General features: G+C 70.5%; 17 protein-coding genes and 1 tRNA gene. 17 read left to right on the forward strand and 1 reads right to left on the reverse strand.

From position 1 onward, the window contains the following. Position 1 precedes the first annotated feature (1 nt). The 17 genes from AC2DGY_RS08865 to AC2DGY_RS08945 all read left to right on the forward strand — a co-directional run bounded on the left by AC2DGY_RS08865 (position 2) and on the right by AC2DGY_RS08945 (position 17,661). On the forward strand, positions 2-1,369 hold the full coding sequence (locus AC2DGY_RS08865) for a transcription antitermination factor NusB (protein WP_484509993.1): 1,368 nt from the start codon (positions 2-4) through the stop codon (positions 1,367-1,369). A gap of 20 nt (positions 1,370-1,389) precedes the next feature. Further along, positions 1,390-2,082 carry a ribulose-phosphate 3-epimerase gene (rpe, locus tag AC2DGY_RS08870; RefSeq protein ID WP_484509324.1) on the forward strand — a complete coding sequence of 231 codons (693 nt, stop codon included), beginning with the start codon at positions 1,390-1,392 and terminating at the stop codon, positions 2,080-2,082. A 35-nt stretch (positions 2,083-2,117) separates the two neighbouring features. Then, on the forward strand, positions 2,118-2,381 hold the full coding sequence (locus tag AC2DGY_RS08875; RefSeq protein WP_484509325.1) for a phosphoribosyl-ATP diphosphatase: 264 nt from the start codon (positions 2,118-2,120) through the stop codon (positions 2,379-2,381). Positions 2,382-2,424: 43 nt separating this feature from the next. Continuing rightward, positions 2,425-3,267, forward strand: a complete 843-nt coding sequence (gene hisG, locus AC2DGY_RS08880) for an ATP phosphoribosyltransferase (RefSeq protein ID WP_484509326.1) — start codon at positions 2,425-2,427, stop codon at positions 3,265-3,267. Between the two features lie 16 nt (positions 3,268-3,283). Beyond that, positions 3,284-4,048, forward strand: coding sequence for an imidazole glycerol phosphate synthase subunit HisF (gene hisF, locus AC2DGY_RS08885; protein WP_484509327.1), 765 nt, complete (start codon positions 3,284-3,286; stop codon positions 4,046-4,048). Then, on the forward strand, positions 4,045-4,404 hold the full coding sequence (gene hisI, locus AC2DGY_RS08890; RefSeq protein WP_484509328.1) for a phosphoribosyl-AMP cyclohydrolase: 360 nt from the start codon (positions 4,045-4,047) through the stop codon (positions 4,402-4,404). Before hisF ends, hisI begins: the two co-directional genes overlap by 4 nt. Next, entirely contained in the window at positions 4,401-4,985 is a 585-nt protein-coding gene (locus tag AC2DGY_RS08895) for a Trp biosynthesis-associated membrane protein (RefSeq protein ID WP_484509329.1), read from the forward strand. The genes hisI and AC2DGY_RS08895 overlap by 4 nt, the downstream gene beginning before the upstream one ends. A gap of 123 nt (positions 4,986-5,108) precedes the next feature. Continuing rightward, on the forward strand, positions 5,109-5,339 hold the full coding sequence (locus tag AC2DGY_RS08900) for a DUF6704 family protein (protein ID WP_484509330.1): 231 nt from the start codon (positions 5,109-5,111) through the stop codon (positions 5,337-5,339). Positions 5,340-5,371: 32 nt separating this feature from the next. Further along, a complete protein-coding gene (gene trpC, locus AC2DGY_RS08905) occupies positions 5,372-6,181 on the forward strand; it encodes an indole-3-glycerol phosphate synthase TrpC (RefSeq protein WP_484509994.1) in 810 nt (269 codons plus the stop codon). After that, positions 6,178-7,440, forward strand: coding sequence for a tryptophan synthase subunit beta (gene trpB / locus AC2DGY_RS08910; RefSeq protein ID WP_484509331.1), 1,263 nt, complete (start codon positions 6,178-6,180; stop codon positions 7,438-7,440). The genes trpC and trpB overlap by 4 nt, the downstream gene beginning before the upstream one ends. Continuing rightward, on the forward strand, positions 7,437-8,222 hold the full coding sequence (gene trpA, locus AC2DGY_RS08915) for a tryptophan synthase subunit alpha (protein WP_484509332.1): 786 nt from the start codon (positions 7,437-7,439) through the stop codon (positions 8,220-8,222). Before trpB ends, trpA begins: the two co-directional genes overlap by 4 nt. Positions 8,223-8,258: 36 nt before the next feature. Next, positions 8,259-9,242: a prolipoprotein diacylglyceryl transferase gene (gene lgt, locus AC2DGY_RS08920; RefSeq protein WP_484509333.1), complete on the forward strand. Its 984-nt coding sequence runs from the start codon at positions 8,259-8,261 to the stop codon at positions 9,240-9,242. Between the two features lie 55 nt (positions 9,243-9,297). Then, positions 9,298-13,875, forward strand: a complete 4,578-nt coding sequence (gene gltB, locus AC2DGY_RS08925) for a glutamate synthase large subunit (protein WP_484509334.1) — start codon at positions 9,298-9,300, stop codon at positions 13,873-13,875. Beyond that, positions 13,868-15,334: a glutamate synthase subunit beta gene (locus AC2DGY_RS08930; protein ID WP_484509335.1), complete on the forward strand. Its 1,467-nt coding sequence runs from the start codon at positions 13,868-13,870 to the stop codon at positions 15,332-15,334. Before gltB ends, AC2DGY_RS08930 begins: the two co-directional genes overlap by 8 nt. A 55-nt stretch (positions 15,335-15,389) precedes the next feature. Next, complete coding sequence (gene pyk, locus AC2DGY_RS08935; protein WP_484509336.1) at positions 15,390-16,838, forward strand: pyruvate kinase; 1,449 nt, start codon at positions 15,390-15,392, stop codon at positions 16,836-16,838. A gap of 72 nt (positions 16,839-16,910) precedes the next feature. After that, positions 16,911-16,993: transfer RNA gene (locus AC2DGY_RS08940), tRNA-Leu, on the forward strand. A gap of 56 nt (positions 16,994-17,049) precedes the next feature. Beyond that, positions 17,050-17,661: an ANTAR domain-containing response regulator gene (locus AC2DGY_RS08945; protein ID WP_484509337.1), complete on the forward strand. Its 612-nt coding sequence runs from the start codon at positions 17,050-17,052 to the stop codon at positions 17,659-17,661. 30 nt (positions 17,662-17,691) lie between these two features. On the opposite strand, the gene AC2DGY_RS08950 is transcribed toward AC2DGY_RS08945, so the two are convergent. Next, on the reverse strand, positions 17,692-18,123 hold the full coding sequence (locus AC2DGY_RS08950; RefSeq protein WP_484509338.1) for a hotdog fold thioesterase: 432 nt from the start codon (positions 18,121-18,123) through the stop codon (positions 17,692-17,694). Positions 18,124-18,132: the final 9 nt, after the last annotated feature.

Genomic DNA, 18,132 nt, shown 5'->3' on the forward strand with positions numbered 1-18,132 from the left:
CGTGCAGAAAGCGCGGCAGGTCGCCTACGACGTGCTGCGCGCCGTCGATGAGGCTGACGCGTACGCCAACCTGCTCCTGCCGCACGCGATCCAGCGCGCCGGATTGGACACGAAGGATGCGGCGCTGGCGACGGAGCTGACCTACGGCACGCTCCGGCGCCGCGGGACCTACGACGCCGTCATCGCCCTGGCCGCCGACCGCCCCGCCGACGACATCGATCCTCCGGTGCGCGACGCGCTGCGGCTGGGGGTCCACCAGCTCCTCTCCACGCGAGTGGCGTCCCACGCCGCCGTCAACGAATCCGTGGAGCTCATCCGCCGCGTCGCCGGGCGCGGCCCCGCCGGATTCGGCAACGCGGTCCTCCGCCGCGTGGCCCGCGACACCCCCGGGACCTGGCTCGCGCGGGTGAGCGAGGCCGCGCGCTCCAACGACGAGCGGATCTCGCTGGCCTCGTCGCATCCGGTGTGGATCGTGCGGGCGCTCCGGCGTGCCCTCGCCGCCGAGGGCCGCGCCGACGAGCTCGGCGACCTTCTCCTGGCCGACAACGACGCCCCGCGGGTGACGCTGGCGGCGCTCCCGGGCCTGGCGGACGTGCCCCGCGACGCCCCGGTCGGCCGCTACTCGCCCTACGCCTATCCGTTGGCCGGAGGCGACCCGGAGGCGACCGTCAGCGGGAGTGGCGGCGCCATCCGCGTCCAGGATGAGGGGTCGCAGCTGGCTGCCCTCGCTCTCAGCCGTGCCACCCCGGTGCAGGCGGGGGAGCGGTGGCTCGATCTGTGCGCGGGGCCGGGGGGTAAGACCGCGCTGCTGGCAGCCGAAGCGCTCGCCACCGGCGCGTCCCTGGAGGCCAACGAGGTCGCACCGGCCCGGGCAGAGCTCGTGCGCCGCGCCGTCGCCGGCATCCCGCTGGACGTGCCCGTGTCGGAGGAGGACGGCCGTGTCCGCGCCGCATCCGCGCCCGGCTCCTACGACCGGATCCTCGTGGACGCGCCGTGCACGGGCATCGGCGCCCTCCGGCGTCGTCCGGAGGCGCGGTGGCGGAAGAGCCCCGCCGATGTGCCCGGGCTCGCCGCCCTCCAGCGTGAGCTGGTCCTCGCCGCCGTCACTGGCCTCAAGCCCGGGGGCATCGTCGCGTACGTCACGTGCTCGCCGCACCTCGCCGAGACGGCCGGAGTTCTCGCCGACGTCCGCCGCGAGCTCGGCGACACCGTCGAGGAACTCGACGCGCGAGAGGTGCTCCGGGCGATCTCCCGCTCGCCGATCGAGCTGCCGGAGCAGACCGACGGATCGGGTCGCGCGCAGCTGTGGCCGCACCGCCACGGCACCGACGCGATGTCGATCGCGCTCCTGCGCAAGACGGCCGGATGAGCGCTGGTCATAATGGAGCCGTGGCCCCTCCCCGCGACTCCGGCGATATCGTCCGGATCAACCCCAGCATCCTCGCCGCCGACTTCGTGAACATGCAGTCGGAGCTGGCGCGCATCTCCGGGGCCGACTTCGTGCACGTGGACGTCATGGACAACCACTTCGTCCCGAACCTCACGTTCGGCCCGCAGATGGTGGGCCGCATCCAGGACACCAGCCCCGTGCCGCTGGACGTGCACCTCATGATCGACGAGCCCGAGCGTTGGGCACCGGCGTACGCGGAGCTCGGGGCAGCGTCCGTGACGTTCCATCTCGAAGCATCCGCCGAGCCGGTCACCCTCGCCCGGCGTCTGCGTGACATCGGGGCGCGCGCCGGCGTCGCGATCAAACCCGACACCCCCGGCGAGGGTCTGCTGGAAGTCCTCGACGAGTTCGACCAGGTCCTCGTGATGACCGTCGAGCCCGGGTTCGGGGGACAGTCCTTCCGCCCGGAGACGATGCCGAAACTCCGCGCGCTCGTCGACGAGGCGCGCCGTCGCGGGTCGTCGGTGTGGTTCCAGGTCGACGGCGGCATCTCCGAATCCACGATCGCCGAGGCCGCCGAGGCCGGAGCGGACACGTTCGTCGCGGGTTCCGCGGTGTTCGGCTCGGGCGACCCGGATGCGGCGATCGCGCACCTGCGCTCCCTCGCACGCCGCCACTATTCGGTGGCCTGACCCGGCGGCCGCCCGAGGTTCGATACCCTGGCTGAGTGAAGACGTTCGACGCCCTGTTCGCCGAGCTGAGTGCGAAGGCGATCGAGCGCCCTGCCGGCTCAGGCACTGTCGCGCAGTTGGACGCCGGAATCCACACCATCGGCAAGAAGGTCGTGGAAGAGGCCGCCGAGGTGTGGATGGCTGCGGAGTACGAGTCCGACGCCGCGACCGCCGAGGAGATCTCCCAGCTGCTGTACCACCTGCAGGTGCTCATGCTCGCGAAGGGGCTCAGCCTCGAGGACGTCTACCGACATCTCTGAGCGACCCACCCGCCCGTTCGCCGCCCCACACGAAAGCCCCGCCATGCTGCGCATCGCCGTGCCGAACAAGGGCTCGCTCGCCGAGACCGCCTCCGAGATGCTCTCCGAGGCCGGATACACCGGCCGGCGAGACCCCAAGGACCTCCACGTGATCGACCCCGCCAACGAGGTCGAGTTCTTCTACCTGCGCCCCCGCGACATCGCCACCTACGTCGGCTCGGGCGCGCTGGATGTCGGCATCACCGGCCGCGACCTGCTGCTGGATGCCCGCATGCCCGGCGCCCGTGAGATCGAGGCACTGGGTTTCGCCGACTCGACGTTCCGCTTCGCCGCGCCGGCCGGGCGCTTCACCGAACTCACCGACCTCGAAGGCGTCCGCGTGGCCACGGCCTACCCGGGCCTCGTCGACGCCTTCCTCGATGAGCGCGGGATCGCCGTGGATCTGGTGCCGCTGGACGGTGCCGTCGAATCCGCCGTGCAGCTGGGCGTGGCCGATGCCGTCGCCGACGTGGTCTCGACGGGCACGACGCTGCGCCAAGCGGGCCTGGAGGTCTTCGGGCCGGCGCTGCTGCAGTCCGAGGCGGTGCTCATCGCCGGGCCGCACGATGTGGACGGCACCGATACCCTTCTCCGGCGCCTGCGCGGTGTGCTCGTGGCCCGCCGCTACGTGCTCATCGACTACGACCTGCCTGCGCGTCTGGTCGATGACGCGGTGGCGGTGGCGCCGGGCATCGAGTCGCCCACGATCTCGCCGCTGCGCGACCCCGAGTGGGTGGCGGTGCGAGTCATGAGCCCGCGCCGCGGCGTCAACCAGGTGATGGACGCGCTGTACGCGATCGGTGCGCGCGCCATCCTGGTGACCGAGATCCACGCGGCACGCCTGTGACGAAGGGGTGGTGACGATGTCTCTCGCACGCCGTGTCATCCCGTGCCTCGACGTCGCCGGCGGGCGCGTGGTCAAGGGAGTGAACTTCGAGAACCTCCGCGACATGGGCGACCCGGTCGAGCTCGCGCGGCTGTACTTCGACCAGGGCGCCGACGAGATCACCTTCCTCGACGTGACCGCCACGGTCGACCAGCGGGCCACCACCTACGACGTCGTGCGGCGGACGGCCGAAGAGGTGTTCATTCCGCTCACCGTCGGCGGGGGCGTGCGCACGGTCGACGACGTCGCGCGGCTGCTCGCGGTGGGAGCCGACAAGATCGGGGTGAACTCCGCCGCGATCGCGCGTCCGGCCCTCCTGAACGAGATCGCCGACCGGTTCGGCGCCCAGGTGCTCGTGCTGTCGCTGGACGTCAAGCGCTCCCCGGCGACGGAATCCGGATTCGTCGTGACCACCCACGGCGGCCGGACCGAGACGACGCTGGATGCTCTGGCCTGGGCCGCGGAAGCGATCGAACGGGGAGCGGGGGAGCTGCTGGTGAACTCCATCGACGCCGACGGGACGAAAGAGGGGTTCGACCTGGAGCTGGTCTCCCTCATGCGCGAGGTCGCCCGCGTCCCCGTCATCGCCTCTGGCGGTGCCGGTGCCGTCGAGCACTTCGCCCCCGCGATCCGCGCGGGAGCCGACGCCGTCCTGGCGGCCTCGGTGTTCCACTCCGGCATGCTCTCCGTCGGCGACGTCAAGGCGGCCCTCCGGGCCGACGGGATCGAGGTGCGCGCATGAGCGAGAGCGTCGAGGAGCGGATCGCGCGGGTGGCGTTCACCCCCGAGGGGCTCGCGCCCGCGATCATCCAGGAGCACGACACCGGTGAGGTGCTGATGCTCGGCTGGATGGATGCCGAAGCCCTGCGCCGCACCCTCACCAGCGGTCGGGTCACCTTCTGGTCGCGCTCGCGACAGGAGTACTGGCGCAAGGGCGACACCTCCGGCAACATCCAGCTCGTTCGCGGAGCCCGCCTGGACTGCGACGGCGACGCCCTGCTCATCCGGGTCGAGCAGGTAGGCCCGGCCTGTCACACGGGAACGCGCACCTGCTTCGACGCGGACGACCTCGACCCCGTGACCGACGCCACGCGATGATCCGCCGCGCACGCCTGCTCGCTGTCGTCACGACCCTGGCCGCCGGCGCGATCGGCGTGATCTCGGGCACCCAGACCTGGTTCGCCGTGGTGCTCTCGGACGGCGCGAGCGCACCTCTCCTGGTGCCGGGGACGGCCGCCCTGCCCGTGCTGACTCCGCTCAGCCTCGCGGTGCTCGCCCTCGGCGCGGCCCTGTCGATCGTGGGCACGGTGGTGCGCGTGATCTTCGGCGCCCTGGGCCTGTGCCTCGCCGTCGTCCTGGCGTGGTTCACCGCCCCCCTCGCGTTCGCTCCTCCGGTATCGGCGGTGGCCTCCACCGTCACGGCGGCCACCGGGATCGCCGGGGTGGACGCCGTCTCGGGGCTGGTCGACAACATCGGGTCGACCCCGTGGCCGTGGGTCACGCTCGTCGCCGAGGTGTTGCTTGCCCTCGTCAGTGCCTTCGTCCTCGTCACCGCCCGTCGATGGCGCGGGGGAGCGGACCGCCGGTACCGGACGGCGCCGGATGCGGCGGGATCGCGCCCGGCCGACGCGGTCGACTCCTGGGACGACCTCTCGCGAGGCGACGACCCGACACGCTGACGGGGCCGACGCGCTGACGGGGCCGACGCGGTGACGGGGCCGCGGCGGTGATTCGGAGCCGACGGGGTCACCGATAGACTGGACACCGCACACGACACGTCGTGCCCGCCCCGAAGGAGACCCATGAGCAGCAACATCGGCGACCCCGGCCACGGACACTCGCCGGCCGCGTGGACGGCCGTGACGATCATGCTCGTCGCCGTCACGATCGGAACCACCGCGTTCTTCTTCGACGCCCAGTGGCTGGTGTGGGCCTCCGCCGGTCTGCTGGTGGTCGGTCTGCTCGTGGGCTGGGGCATGTCCCGCGCCGGATATGGCGTGGGCGGCGCGAAAACCGTCGCGAAAGAACATTGAGCACGGGTTCCGAGCGAGCGCCGAGCCGGAACTTGCTGGCCGACCTCACGGCCGGCGCGGTGGAAGACGCCGCGGAACGCGCGCTGAGCCGGCCGCTGGCGCAGGTCGAACGGACCGCCCTCAGCCAGGTGCCCGCGCGCGACGCGCTCACCGCCCTGGCCCCGGCCGACCGGGTCAAGATCATCGCCGAAGTGAAGCGGGCGAGCCCCTCGCGCGGTGACCTCGCCGAGATCCCCGATCCTGCCCGCCAGGCCTCGCTCTACGAGGAGGGCGGCGCGTCAGTGATCTCCGTGCTGACCGAGGGGCGTCGCTTCAAGGGAAGCCTCGCCGACCTCGAGGCGGTCAAGGATGCCGTCTCCCTCCCGGTACTGCGCAAGGACTTCATCGCCACCCCGTACCAGGTGCTCGAGGCGCGGGCCGCCGGCGCCGACCTCGTCCTGCTCATCGTCGCCGCTCTCGAGCAGCGCGTACTGGCAGAGCTCCACGCCCTCGTCCTCGACCTGGGCATGACTCCGCTCGTGGAAACGCACTCCGCCGTCGAGGTCGCGCGGGCCTCCGACCTCGGCGCGCGCCTCGTCGGCGTCAACGCCCGTGACCTGTCGACCTTCGAGCTGGACCGCGACCTGTTCGGGCGGCTCGCGGACTCCCTCCCCGCCGACGCGGTCAAGGTCGCCGAGTCCGCCGTGCTGAGCCCCGCGGACGTCGCACACTACCGCGCGGCCGGCGCCGACGCGGTGCTCGTGGGGGAGGCGCTGGTCACCGGCGACCCCGTGGCGACGCTCCGCGGATTCCTCGCCGCCGCCTCGAACCACCCGTCCGCCGGCCCCAGGGGGACGATGTGAGCCTTCGTGCAGAATCCGGTCCGTTCTTCGGCGATTTCGGCGGGCGTTTCATGCCGGAATCCCTCATCGCGGCGATCGACGAACTCACGGCGGAGTACGAGTCGGCCATGGCCGACCCCGCCTTCCACGACGAGCTCGATCACCTGCTGCGCAGCTACGCCGGCCGCCCGTCTCCCATCACCGAGGTGCCGCGCTTCGCCGCGCACGCCGGCGGCGCACGCGTCTTCCTCAAGCGGGAGGACCTCAACCACACCGGCTCGCACAAGATCAACAACGTGCTCGGCCAGGCTCTGCTGACCCGGCGGCTCGGGAAGACGCGCGTGATCGCCGAAACCGGCGCGGGGCAGCACGGGGTCGCCACGGCGACGGCCGCGGCGCTGTTCGGCTTCGCGTGCACGATCTACATGGGCGAGGTCGACACCGAGCGCCAGGCGTTGAATGTCGCGCGCATGCGCCTCCTCGGTGCCGAGGTCATCCCCGTCCGCACGGGCTCACGCACCCTCAAGGACGCCATCAACGACGCCTACCGCGACTGGGTCGCGAGCGTCGAGACCACCAACTACATCTTCGGCACCGCCGCCGGCCCCCACCCGTTCCCCGCCATGGTGCGCGATTTCCAGAAGGTCATCGGCGAGGAAGCGCGCGCGCAGCTCCTGGACGAGGCCGGGCGGCTCCCCGACGCCGTCTTCGCGTGCGTGGGGGGCGGATCCAACGCGATCGGCATGTTCGATGCTTTCCTCGACGACGCCGACGTGCGCCTCTACGGCGTGGAGGCCGCCGGGGACGGGGTGGACACCCCCCGCCACGCGGCATCCATCGAACGGGGCCGCCCGGGCGTTCTGCACGGCGCCCGCACGTTCGTGCTGCAGGACGAGGACGGCCAGACGACGGAGTCGCACTCGATCTCGGCGGGACTCGATTACCCCGGCGTGGGACCGGAGCACGCGTGGCTGTCATCGATCGGCCGCGCCGAGTACATCCCGGCCACGGACGATGAGGCCATGCAGGCGCTGAGGCTGCTGTCGGAGACCGAGGGCATCATCCCCGCGATCGAGTCTGCACACGCCCTCGCCGGGGCGTTGCGGATCGGCCGGGAGCTGGGCCCCGACGCCGTGATCGCCGTCTGCCTCTCCGGACGCGGCGACAAGGACATGGACACCGCCGCGCGCTATTTCGAGCTGTACGACGCGCAGCAGGCCGAGATCGTGAACGTACCGCCGGCCGACGACGCCGCCAGCGGAGAGGGCGTGGAGCTGTGACCTCGCGCGTGGCTGCGGCCATCGATGCCGCCCACGCCGAGGGGCGCGGGGCCTTCGTGGGGTATCTTCCCGCCGGGTTCCCCGACCTGCGCACCGGCATCGAAGCGGCGGTGACCCTGGCGGAGAACGGCGCGGACGTGCTGGAGATCGGCCCGCCCTACAGCGACCCCGTCATGGACGGTGCGATCATCCAGGAGGCCACGCAGGCGGCGCTGGCCGGTGGTTTCCGCCTGCCCGATCTCTTCCCCGCGATCGCGGAGATCACGAGCCGCGTGGATGTGCCCGTGCTGGTGATGACGTACTGGAACCCCGTGCTGCAGTACGGCGTGGACCGGTACGCCGACGACCTCCTCGCCGCCGGCGGCGCGGGGCTCATCACGCCCGACATCACCCCCGAATCGGCGGAGGACTGGATCGCCGCGAGCAGGCGAACGGGCCTGGACCGCGTGTTCCTGGCTGCGCCCACCTCGAGCGACGAGCGCCTGGAGATGATCGCCGCCGCATCCACCGGCTTCGTCTACACCGTCTCGACCATGGGCATCACCGGCGAGCGTGCACAGCTGGATGCTGCCGCCCGTACGCTCGTCGGACGGTTGCGCGCGCACGGCGCCGAGCGCGCGTGCGTGGGCATCGGCATCTCCACTCCCGACCAGGTGAGCGCCGTCCTCGACTACGCCGACGGGGCCATCGTCGGCACCGCCCTGGTCCGCGCCCTGCGCGACAACGGCCTGGACGGCCTGGCCGAGACGGCCCGCGCCCTCTCGGCCGGCACCGCCCGCTGACGCGGACCTTCCCGCGGCACGCTTAGACTCGGTCGCATGACGTTCGCCTCCTCGAGCGCCCTCAGTGGCGTGCTCGGCAGCATCCCGAGCCCCGAGATCAGCTTCATCGATCTGGGCCCGGTGCGCATCCACTTCTACGCCCTGTGCATCATCGCCGGAATCATCGCGGCGACCCTGCTCACCAACGCGCGCCTGACCCGCCGCGGGGCCGAGCCGTGGATCGTCATCGACATCGCGCTGCTGGCCGTGCCGCTCGCGATCATCGGCGCGCGGATCTACCACGTGCTCACCCACCCCGGGTTCTACTTCGGGGAGGGCGCCGACATCTGGGCCGTCTTCCGCATCTGGGAGGGCGGCATCGCGATCTACGGTGCGCTCATCGGCGGCGCCGTCGGCGCGTGGCTCGGATGCCGCTGGACGGGGATCCGATTCTGGACCCTCGCCGACGCGATCGCGCCGGGACTGCTCCTCGCGCAGGCCCTGGGTCGGTTCGGCAACTGGTTCAACCAGGAACTGTTCGGCGTTCCCACCGACCTACCGTGGGGGCTGGAGATCGACAGCGACAACGCCGCGTTCCCCGCCGGGCTCGAGCCCGGCACCCTGTTCCACCCCACCTTCCTGTACGAGGTGATCTGGAACCTTCTGGGAGTCGCCGTGCTCCTGTGGGCAGGGCGACGGTTCCGCCTGCAGTGGGGACGCCTGTTCGCGGTCTACCTCATCTGGTACAGCGCGGGGCGCATCGTGTGGGAGTCGATCCGGATCGACCCCAGCGAGATCTACTTCGGCCTCCGCACCAACGTGTGGGCAGCGATCGCCGGCGTGATCCTGGGGCTGGTGATCTTCTTCGTCCAGCGGCGCCGTCATCCCGGCCTCGAACCGTCGCCGTACGTGCCCGGTCGGCAAGCTCAGGGCAAAGCGGCTGTACAATCGACCGACCCCAACGACTTCGTCGACGTGAGCGAGCCGCCCGCGACGGAGACCCGCGTCGGCACTGCCACAAGCACCACCGCCACGAGTTAGGAAACACCTGGGCCGACGTCGTCCCATCTTGAGCATCAACGTGAGGACGGTTGGTATGGCTTCGAGCCCCCGTTCCGGCACCGTCGGAGGAGCTCTGCCTCCCCGGCAGGGCATGTACAACCCGGCGTTCGAGAAGGACGCCTGCGGCCTGGCGATGGTCGCGACCCTGCGCGGTGAGCCGGGTCACGACATCATCGACCTCGCTCTGACGGCGCTGCGCAACCTCGAGCACCGCGGCGCGATCGGCTCCGACGCGGGAACCGGCGACGGCGCCGGCATCCTGACGCAGATGCCCGACGCCTTCCTGCGCGAGGTCGTCGACTTCGACCTGCCGCCGGTGGGGGAGTATGCCGCCGGCATGGCCTTCCTGCCGCTGGATGCGCAAGAGCGCGCCGCGCAGAAGGCCGGGATCGAGCAGCTCGCCCAGAGCGAGAACCTCGTCATCCTCGGCTGGCGCGAGGTCCCCGTCGACGCCGATCACCTCGGCAAGCTCGCCTTCCAGGCGCGGCCCGCGTTCGAGCAGCTGTTCGTCTCCCGCCCCGCCGTCGGCGACGCCCCGGCGCTGTCGGGGATCGCCCTGGATCGCCGGGTGTTCCGTCTCCGCAAGCGCGCGGGACATGAGCTGAACGCGTACTTCGTGTCGCTGTCCAGCCGCACGCTCGGCTACAAGGGCATGGTCACCACGCTCCAGCTCGAGCCGTTCTACCCCGATCTGCAGGACGAGCGGTTCGCGTCGGAGCTCGCCGTGGTGCACTCGCGGTACTCCACGAACACGTTCCCGTCGTGGCCGCTCGCGCAGCCTCTGCGCATGCTCGCACACAACGGCGAGATCAACACCGTCAACGGAAACCGCAACTGGATGCGCGCCCGCCAGTCGCAGCTCGAGTCCGAGCTGCTGGGCGACATCTCGCCGCTGCTGCCGATCTGCACGACAGGGGCCAGTGACTCTGCCTCCTTCGACGAGGTCCTCGAGCTCCTCACCCTCACCGGGCGGAGTCTCCCGCACGCGATGATGATGATGGTCCCGGAGGCGTACGAGAAGCAGCCCGACATGGACGGGCAGCTGCGGGCGTTCTACGAATACCACTCGATGCAGATGGAGCCGTGGGACGGCCCCGCCGCCCTCATCTTCACCGACGGCACGCTCGTCGGCGCCACGCTCGACCGCAACGGCCTGCGCCCGGGCCGCTGGACCGAGACGACCGACGGTCTCATCGTGATCGGCAGCGAGACGGGGGTGCTCGATTTCGAGCCGGCCCGCATCAAGCGGCGGGGGCGCCTGCGCCCCGGACGGATGTTCCTCGTCGACACCGCGCAGCAGCGGATCATCGAGGACGAAGAGATCAAGGCCGACCTCGCCGGGATGCAGCCGTGGCAGGAGTGGCTGGATGCGGGGCGCGTGCAGCTGAGCGAGCTGCCCGAGCGCGAGCACATCGTGCACCCGATCGCCTCGATCACGCGCCGCCAGCGCACGTTCGGCTACACCGAGGAGGAGGTGCGGATCCTTCTCACCCCCATGGGCCAGACCGGCGCCGAACCTCTGGGCGCCATGGGAAGCGACACGCCTGTCGCCGTCCTGAGCGAGCGACCCCGCCTGCTGTTCGACTACTTCGTGCAGCAATTCGCGCAGGTGACGAACCCGCCGCTGGACTCGATCCGTGAAGAGGTCGTGACCTCGCTCAGCCTCGGTCTCGGCCCTGAGCGCAACCTGCTGGACTGGGGCCCCGATCACACGCGCGTCGTCACCCTGGACTTCCCGGTCATCGACAACGACGAGCTCGCGAAGCTCCAGAACATCGACAAGGCGCTTCCCGGGCGGCGCTCCGTCACGATCAGGGGTCTTTATCACTTCGATCAGGGACGCCGCGCGCTCGAAAAGCGTCTCGACGCCATCTGCGCCGAGGCCGACGAGGCGATCGCGGACGGCGCGGAATTCATCATCCTGAGCGACCGCGACTCGAACAAGGACCAGGTCCCGATTCCGTCGCTTCTGCTCCTCTCCGCGGTGCACCACCACCTCATCCGGCGGCAGAACCGCTTGAAGGTGGGCATCGTGGTCGAGGCCGGTGATGTACGCGAAGTCCACCACGTCGCGACGCTGCTGGGGTACGGCGCATCCGCGGTGAACCCCTACCTCGCCATGGAGACCGTGGAATACCTCGTGCGCGCGGGCTTCATCACCGGGATCTCCCCCGAGAAGGCCGTCAAGAACCTCATCTACGCCCTGGGCAAGGGCGTGCTGAAGATCATGTCGAAGATGGGAATCTCGACGGTGTCGTCCTACGCCGGAGCGCAGGTCTTCGAGGCCGTCGGGCTGTCGGAGGAGTTCGTCGAGAAGTACTTCACCGGCACCGAGACCAAGCTCGGCGGCATCGGCATCCAGCAGGTCGCCGCGGAGAACCAGGCCCGCCACGACTTCGCCTATCCCGAGGATGAGGCGGTGCGCGCGCACGAGCGGCTGTGGACCGGCGGCGAGTACCAGTGGCGCCGCGACGGCTCCCCGCACCTGTTCAACCCCGACACGGTCTTCCGGCTGCAGCACGCGACGCGGGAGCGCCGGTACGACATCTTCCGCGAGTACACGCGGCTGGTCGATGACCAGGCGCACGAGTTGAAGACCCTCCGCGGGCTGTTCCACCTCCGCACCGACGCGCGCCCCGCCGTGCCGATCGACGAGGTCGAGCCGATCTCGTCGATCGTGAAGCGCTTCTCCACCGGGGCGATGAGCTACGGCTCGATCTCGAAGGAGGCGCACGAGACGCTCGCCATCGCGATGAACCGGATCGGCGGGAAGTCCAACACGGGCGAGGGCGGCGAGGACGTCGACCGGCTCCTGGACCCGGAGCGCCGCAGCGCGATCAAGCAGGTCGCCTCGGGCCGGTTCGGGGTCACGAGCCTGTACCTCACGCAGGCCGACGACATCCAGATCAAGCTGGCCCAGGGCGCCAAGCCCGGCGAAGGCGGCCAGCTGCCGCCGGCGAAGGTGTACCCGTGGGTCGCCCGCACACGCCACGCGACGGCCGGCGTCGGCCTCATCTCGCCCCCGCCGCACCACGACATCTACTCGATCGAAGACCTCAAGCAGCTGATCTTCGACCTCAAGCGCGCCAACCCCAGCGCTCGCATCCACACCAAGCTCGTGAGCCAGTCGGGCATCGGCGCCGTCGCCGCCGGCGTCGCCAAGGCGCTGTCGGACGTCATCCTCGTCTCCGGTCACGACGGCGGAACCGGTGCCAGCCCGCTCAACTCGCTCAAGCACGCCGGCACCCCGTGGGAACTGGGCCTGGCCGAGACGCAGCAGACGCTCATGCTCAACGGCATGCGCGATCGTGTCGTCGTGCAGGTCGACGGACAGCTCAAGACCGGCCGCGACGTCATCATCGGCGCGCTCCTGGGCGCGGAGGAGTTCGGCTTCGCGACCGCACCGCTGGTGGTCTCCGGCTGCGTCATGATGCGCGTGTGCCACCTCGACACCTGCCCGGTGGGAGTGGCGACGCAGAACCCCGTCCTGCGCGCCCGGTTCACCGGCAAGCCGGAGTTCGTCGTGAACTTCATGGAGTTCATCGCCACGGAGGTGCGCGAGTACCTCGCCGCCCTCGGGTTCCGCTCGCTGGAGGAGGCGATCGGCCACGCCGAACTCCTCGACATCGACGGGGCGATCGAGCACTGGAAGGCCGGCGGGCTGGATCTCAGCCCGATCCTGGAGGGTCCTCGGTTCGCCGACGACGAGCCGCGACGCTCGCTGCGCCCCCAGAAGCACGAACTGGACGAGCACTTCGACGTCGCCCTCATCGAGCGCGCGCAGGACGTCATCGCGCACGGGGGGACGGTGTCGATCGAGATGCCCATCCGCAACACCGCGCGCGCCGTGGGCACGATGCTCGGGCACCGCGTCACCCGTGCGCACGGCGAGAACGGGCTGACCGCCGGGTCGATCGACGTGTCGCTGACCGGTTCGGCCGGGCAGTCCTTCGGGGCGTTCATGCCCGCCGGCATCACGCTGCGTCTGGAGGGCGACTCCAACGACTATGTCGGTAAGGGGCTCTCCGGCGGCAAGATCGTCATCCGGCCCCCGCGGGCGTCGACCTTCGCCGCATCCGAGAACGTGATCGCCGGGAACGTGATCGGCTACGGCGCCACTCAGGGCTCGATGTTCCTCAGCGGCGCCGTGGGGGAGCGGTTCTTCGTCCGCAACTCCGGGGCGACCGCCGTCGTCGAAGGTGTCGGCGACCACGCTCTGGAGTACATGACCGGTGGTCTCGCGGTGATCCTGGGTGCGACCGGACGCAACTTCGGCGCCGGGATGTCCGGCGGAACCGCCTACGTGTACAAGCTCGACCGCGCGCTGGTCAACCGCGAGGCGCTCGCCTCCGGCGAACTGGTCCTCGGACCCCTCGGATCGGGGGATGCGGAGATCCTCCGCGACCTGCTCGCCGAGCACGTCGCCGAAACCGGATCCGCTCTCGCGCAGCGGCTGCTGGAGGAATTCGACGTCGAGTCGGAGAACTTCGTCCGCGTCGTGCCGCGGGATTACGCCGCGGTGCTGGAAACGCGTCGGGCAGCGCTGGACGAGGGACTCGACCCGGACGGCGACGTCGTCTGGAACCGCATCATGGAGGTGACCGGTGGCTGACCCGAAGGGTTTTCTCAAGACCACGCAGCGCGAACTGCCACCACGGCGACCCGTGCCCGTGCGCATCATGGACTACAAAGAGGTCTACGAGGCCGCGGACCCCGCGATGGTCCGGCGCCAGGCGGGCCGCTGTATGGACTGCGGCATCCCGTTCTGTCACAAGGGCTGCCCCCTCGGGAACCTCATCCCCGAGTGGAACGACCTCATGTGGCGCGGCGAGGGTCGCGCAGCCATCGAGCGCCTGCATGCCACGAACAACTTCCCCGAGTTCACCGGGCGCCTGTGCCCCGCCCCGTGCGAGAGCTCGTGCGTGCTGGGCATCAACCAGCCCGCGGTCACGATCAAGCAGGTCGAGGTCTCGATCATCGACGAGGCCTTCTCCCACGGCTGGGTCGAGCCCGAGCCTCCCCAGCGCCTGACGGGCAAGACCGTCGCGGTGGTCGGATCGGGACCGGCCGGCCTCGCCGCCGCCCAGCAGCTGACGCGCGCCGGGCACACCGTGGCGGTGTACGAGCGCGAGGACCGCATCGGCGGACTTCTGCGCTACGGCATCCCCGATTTCAAGATGGAGAAGCGCCACCTCGAGGCCCGACTGCGGCAGATGCGCGACGAGGGCACGCGATTCCGCGCCGGCGTCGAGATCGGCGTGGACATCTCCTGGGCAGACCTCCGCAACCGCTACGACGCGGTCGTCGTCGCCATCGGCGCCACCGTGCCGCGCGACCTGCCCATCCCGGGACGGGACTTCGCGGGAGTGCACTTCGCGATGGAGTACCTCGTGGAGTCGAACAAGGCCGTCGCCGGCGACCAGGTGCCCTCCCAGATCAGCGCGCACGGCAAGCACGTCATCGTCCTCGGCGGCGGTGACACCGGCGCCGACTGCATCGGCACCGCACACCGACAGGGCGCGCTCAGCGTCACCAACCTCGCGATCGGCCAGCAGCCGCCCGAGGTGCGTCCCTCGCACCAGCCGTGGCCGATGACCCCCACCCTGTTCGAGATGTCCACGGCGCACGAGGAGGGTGGCGAGCGCACCTACCTCGCCTCGACGGTGGAGTTCCTCAGCGACGGCGCCGGCGAAGTGCGGGCGCTGCGGGTCGCCGAGACCGAGTTCCTCGACGGACGACGCGTGCCCAAGAGCGGAACCGAGCGCGAGATCCCGGCGGACCTCGTGCTCATCGCCCTGGGCTTCACCGGCCCCGAGCGCACGCTGCTGGAAGAGCAGCTGGGCGCGCAGTTCACCGGGCGCGGCATCGTCGAGCGCGACGACACCTATGCGACGACCGCTCCGGGCGTGTTCGTGGCGGGCGACGCGGGCCGTGGCCAGTCGCTCATCGTGTGGGCGATCGCCGAGGGTCGCGCCGCTGCCGCGGAGGTCGATCGCTTCCTGATGGGCACCACCGCGCTGCCGTCTCCGGTGCGCCCGGTCGATGTCGCGATCGGCTTGCAGCCCGCGTAGGCTTGCCGAGGCCGCCCGGCCACCCTCCCCTTCTTCCTCCTGGAGATCACACACAGTGAGACGCGCCAAGATCGTCGCCACCTTGGGCCCCGCGACCTCGTCGTACGAGATGGTTCGCGCCATCATCGACGCCGGGGTGGACGTGGCCCGCCTGAACCTCAGCCACGGCGACTACTCCGTCCACGAGGCGAACTTCGCCAACGTGCGGAAGGCGGCGGATGACGCGGGCAAGCCCGTCGCCATCCTGGTGGACCTGCAGGGGCCGAAGATCCGGCTGGGTCGCTTCGAGAACGGCCCGTACGATCTGGCGCCGGGCGACATCTTCCGGATCACGGTCGACGACGTGATCGGCACGAAGGATCTCGTCTCCACGACGTTCAAGGGCCTGCCCCAGGACGTGAAGGCCGGCGACTTCCTCCTCATCGACGACGGCAAGGTGCGGGTGCGCGTCATCGCCGCGGACGACACCACGGTCACGACCGAGGTGGTCGTGGGCGGCCCCGTGTCCAACAACAAGGGCATCAACCTTCCCGGCGTCGCCGTGAACGTTCCCGCGCTCAGCGCGAAGGACGAGGCGGACCTCCGCTGGGGTCTGCGGATCGGGGCCGACCTCATCGCGCTGTCCTTCGTCCGCTCCGCCGCGGACGCCGACCGGGCGCGCGACATCATGGGGGAGGAGGGACGCCACGTCCCGATCATCGCCAAGATCGAGAAGCCGCAGGCCGTCGACAACCTCGAGAGCATCATCGACGCCTTCGACGGGATCATGGTCGCCCGCGGCGACCTCGGCGTCGAGCTCCCCCTGGAGGCGGTTCCCATCGTGCAGAAGCGCGCCGTGGAGCTGGCGCGCCGGATGGCCAAGCCCGTCATCGTCGCGACGCAGATGCTCGAGTCGATGATCTCCAGCCCCGTCCCCACGCGTGCCGAGACCAGTGACGTCGCCAACGCCGTGCTGGACGGCGCGGACGCGGTCATGCTGTCCGGCGAGACGAGTGTCGGCGAATACCCGGTGACCGTCGTGGAGACCATGGCGCGGATCGTCGCCTCCACCGAGGAGCACGGGCTCGAGCGCATCCTGCCGTTGACGAACAAGCCGCGCACGCAGGGCGGGGCGATCACCCTGGCCGCGGTCGAGGTCGCCGACTTCGTCGGAGCGAAGTTCCTGTGCGTGTTCACCGAGTCCGGCGATTCGGCACGGCGCCTGGCGCGCCTGCGCTCGATGATCCCGATGCTCGCCTTCACCCCCGAGCCCGGCATCCGCCGGCGTCTCGCTCTCACGTGGGGCGTACGCGCGACCCTCGTGGAGCACGTGTCGCACACCGACCGCATGTTCATCCAGGTCGACGACTACCTCCTCGGACGCGACCTGGCCAAGGTCGGCGACAAGGTGGTCGTGATCTCCGGATCCCCTCCCGGGATCGCCGGCTCGACCAACGACCTGCGCGTGCACCTCGTGGGCGACGCCGTGCACGGCGCCGCTCCCATCTACCAGGCCGACCTCTGACGTCCCGCGCGCGAGCGCGTCGCGGTTGAGGAGGCGTTCGGGCGCGTGCGCTAGGGTCGATCGGACGTGCAGGCCGGTGTGGCGGAATGGCAGACGCGGGGCACTCAAAATGCTCTGTCCGCAAGGGCGTGTGGGTTCGAATCCCACCACCGGCACGAACTCTTTCCCCCGAGTCGGCGGGAACCTGACCCCCCAGTTCTAGGATGGACACGTGACCGAGCAAGAACCCCCCGCCGCATCCGCCCCTCGCCGCGTCGTCGTGGCCGAGGACGAGTCGCTGATCCGCCTCGATATCGTGGAGATCCTCCGCGATAACGGGTACGACGTGGTCGGCGAGGCAGGTGACGGCGAGACCGCCGTGCAGCTGGCCACCGAGCTGCGCCCGGACCTCGTGATCATGGACGTGAAGATGCCGCAGCTGGACGGAATCAGCGCCGCCGAGCGACTGAGCAAGAACCACATCGCACCCGTCGTGCTCCTCACCGCGTTCAGCCAGAAGGAGCTCGTCGAGCGAGCGAGCGAGGCCGGGGCGCTGGCGTATGTCGTCAAGCCCTTCACGCCCAACGACCTGCTTCCCGCGATCGAGATCGCGCTGGCCCGTCACGAGCAGATCATCACGCTCGAAGCCGAGGTCGCCGACATGGTCGAGCGCTTCGAGACGCGTAAGCTCGTCGACCGCGCGAAGGGCCTCCTCAACGAGAAGATGGGTCTCACCGAGCCGGAGGCGTTCCGCTGGATCCAGAAGGCGTCGATGGACCGCCGCCTGACCATGCAGGACGTCGCCAAGGCCATCATCGAGCAGCTGGCCCCGAAGAAGTCCTGACCGGCGCCCGCGGCGACCGGCTGCGGGGCGTCACGCGCCCGGCGCATCCTTGAGGTGGTTGGTGATGCGCACGGTCGAGCATCGCCGGCCCTGCTCGTCGGTGACGACGATCTCGTGCACGGTGAGCGACCGTCCGAGGTGGATCGGCGTGCACACGCCCGTCACCACCCCGGAGGTGGCCGACCGCGTATGCGTGGCGTTGATGTCCACGCCCACGGCGAGGCGGCCCGGTCCCGCGTAGAGGTTCGCCGCCATCGACCCGAGCGACTCACCCAGCACGACATAGGCGCCGCCGTGGAGGAGCCCCACCGGCTGCGTGTTGCCCTCGACGGGCATCGTCGCCACGGCGCGGTCGACGGAGAACTCGACCCACTGGATGCCCATTTTCTCCGCCAGCGCGCCCATGCCCCGCTGGATCGCCCAGTCGACTCCGGATGCGGCGTGGGGGGGAGTGGTCGTCATCGTCGCCTT

Source organism: Microbacterium sp. Z6_144 (assembly GCF_057197625.1).

Excerpts from the sequence above, each read along its gene's own strand:
- gltB (WP_484509334.1), top strand. The coding sequence starts at position 9,298 with ATGGCTTCGAGCCCCCGTTCCGGCACCGTCGGAGGAGCTCTGCCTCCC.
- hisF (WP_484509327.1), top strand. The coding sequence starts at position 3,284 with ATGTCTCTCGCACGCCGTGTCATCCCGTGCCTCGACGTCGCCGGCGGG.
- hisI (WP_484509328.1), top strand. The coding sequence starts at position 4,045 with ATGAGCGAGAGCGTCGAGGAGCGGATCGCGCGGGTGGCGTTCACCCCC.
- AC2DGY_RS08900 (WP_484509330.1), top strand. The coding sequence starts at position 5,109 with ATGAGCAGCAACATCGGCGACCCCGGCCACGGACACTCGCCGGCCGCG.
- hisG (WP_484509326.1), top strand. The coding sequence starts at position 2,425 with ATGCTGCGCATCGCCGTGCCGAACAAGGGCTCGCTCGCCGAGACCGCC.
- AC2DGY_RS08950 (WP_484509338.1), bottom strand. The coding sequence starts at position 18,123 with ATGACGACCACTCCCCCCCACGCCGCATCCGGAGTCGACTGGGCGATC.
- lgt (WP_484509333.1), top strand. The coding sequence starts at position 8,259 with ATGACGTTCGCCTCCTCGAGCGCCCTCAGTGGCGTGCTCGGCAGCATC.
- AC2DGY_RS08895 (WP_484509329.1), top strand. The coding sequence starts at position 4,401 with ATGATCCGCCGCGCACGCCTGCTCGCTGTCGTCACGACCCTGGCCGCC.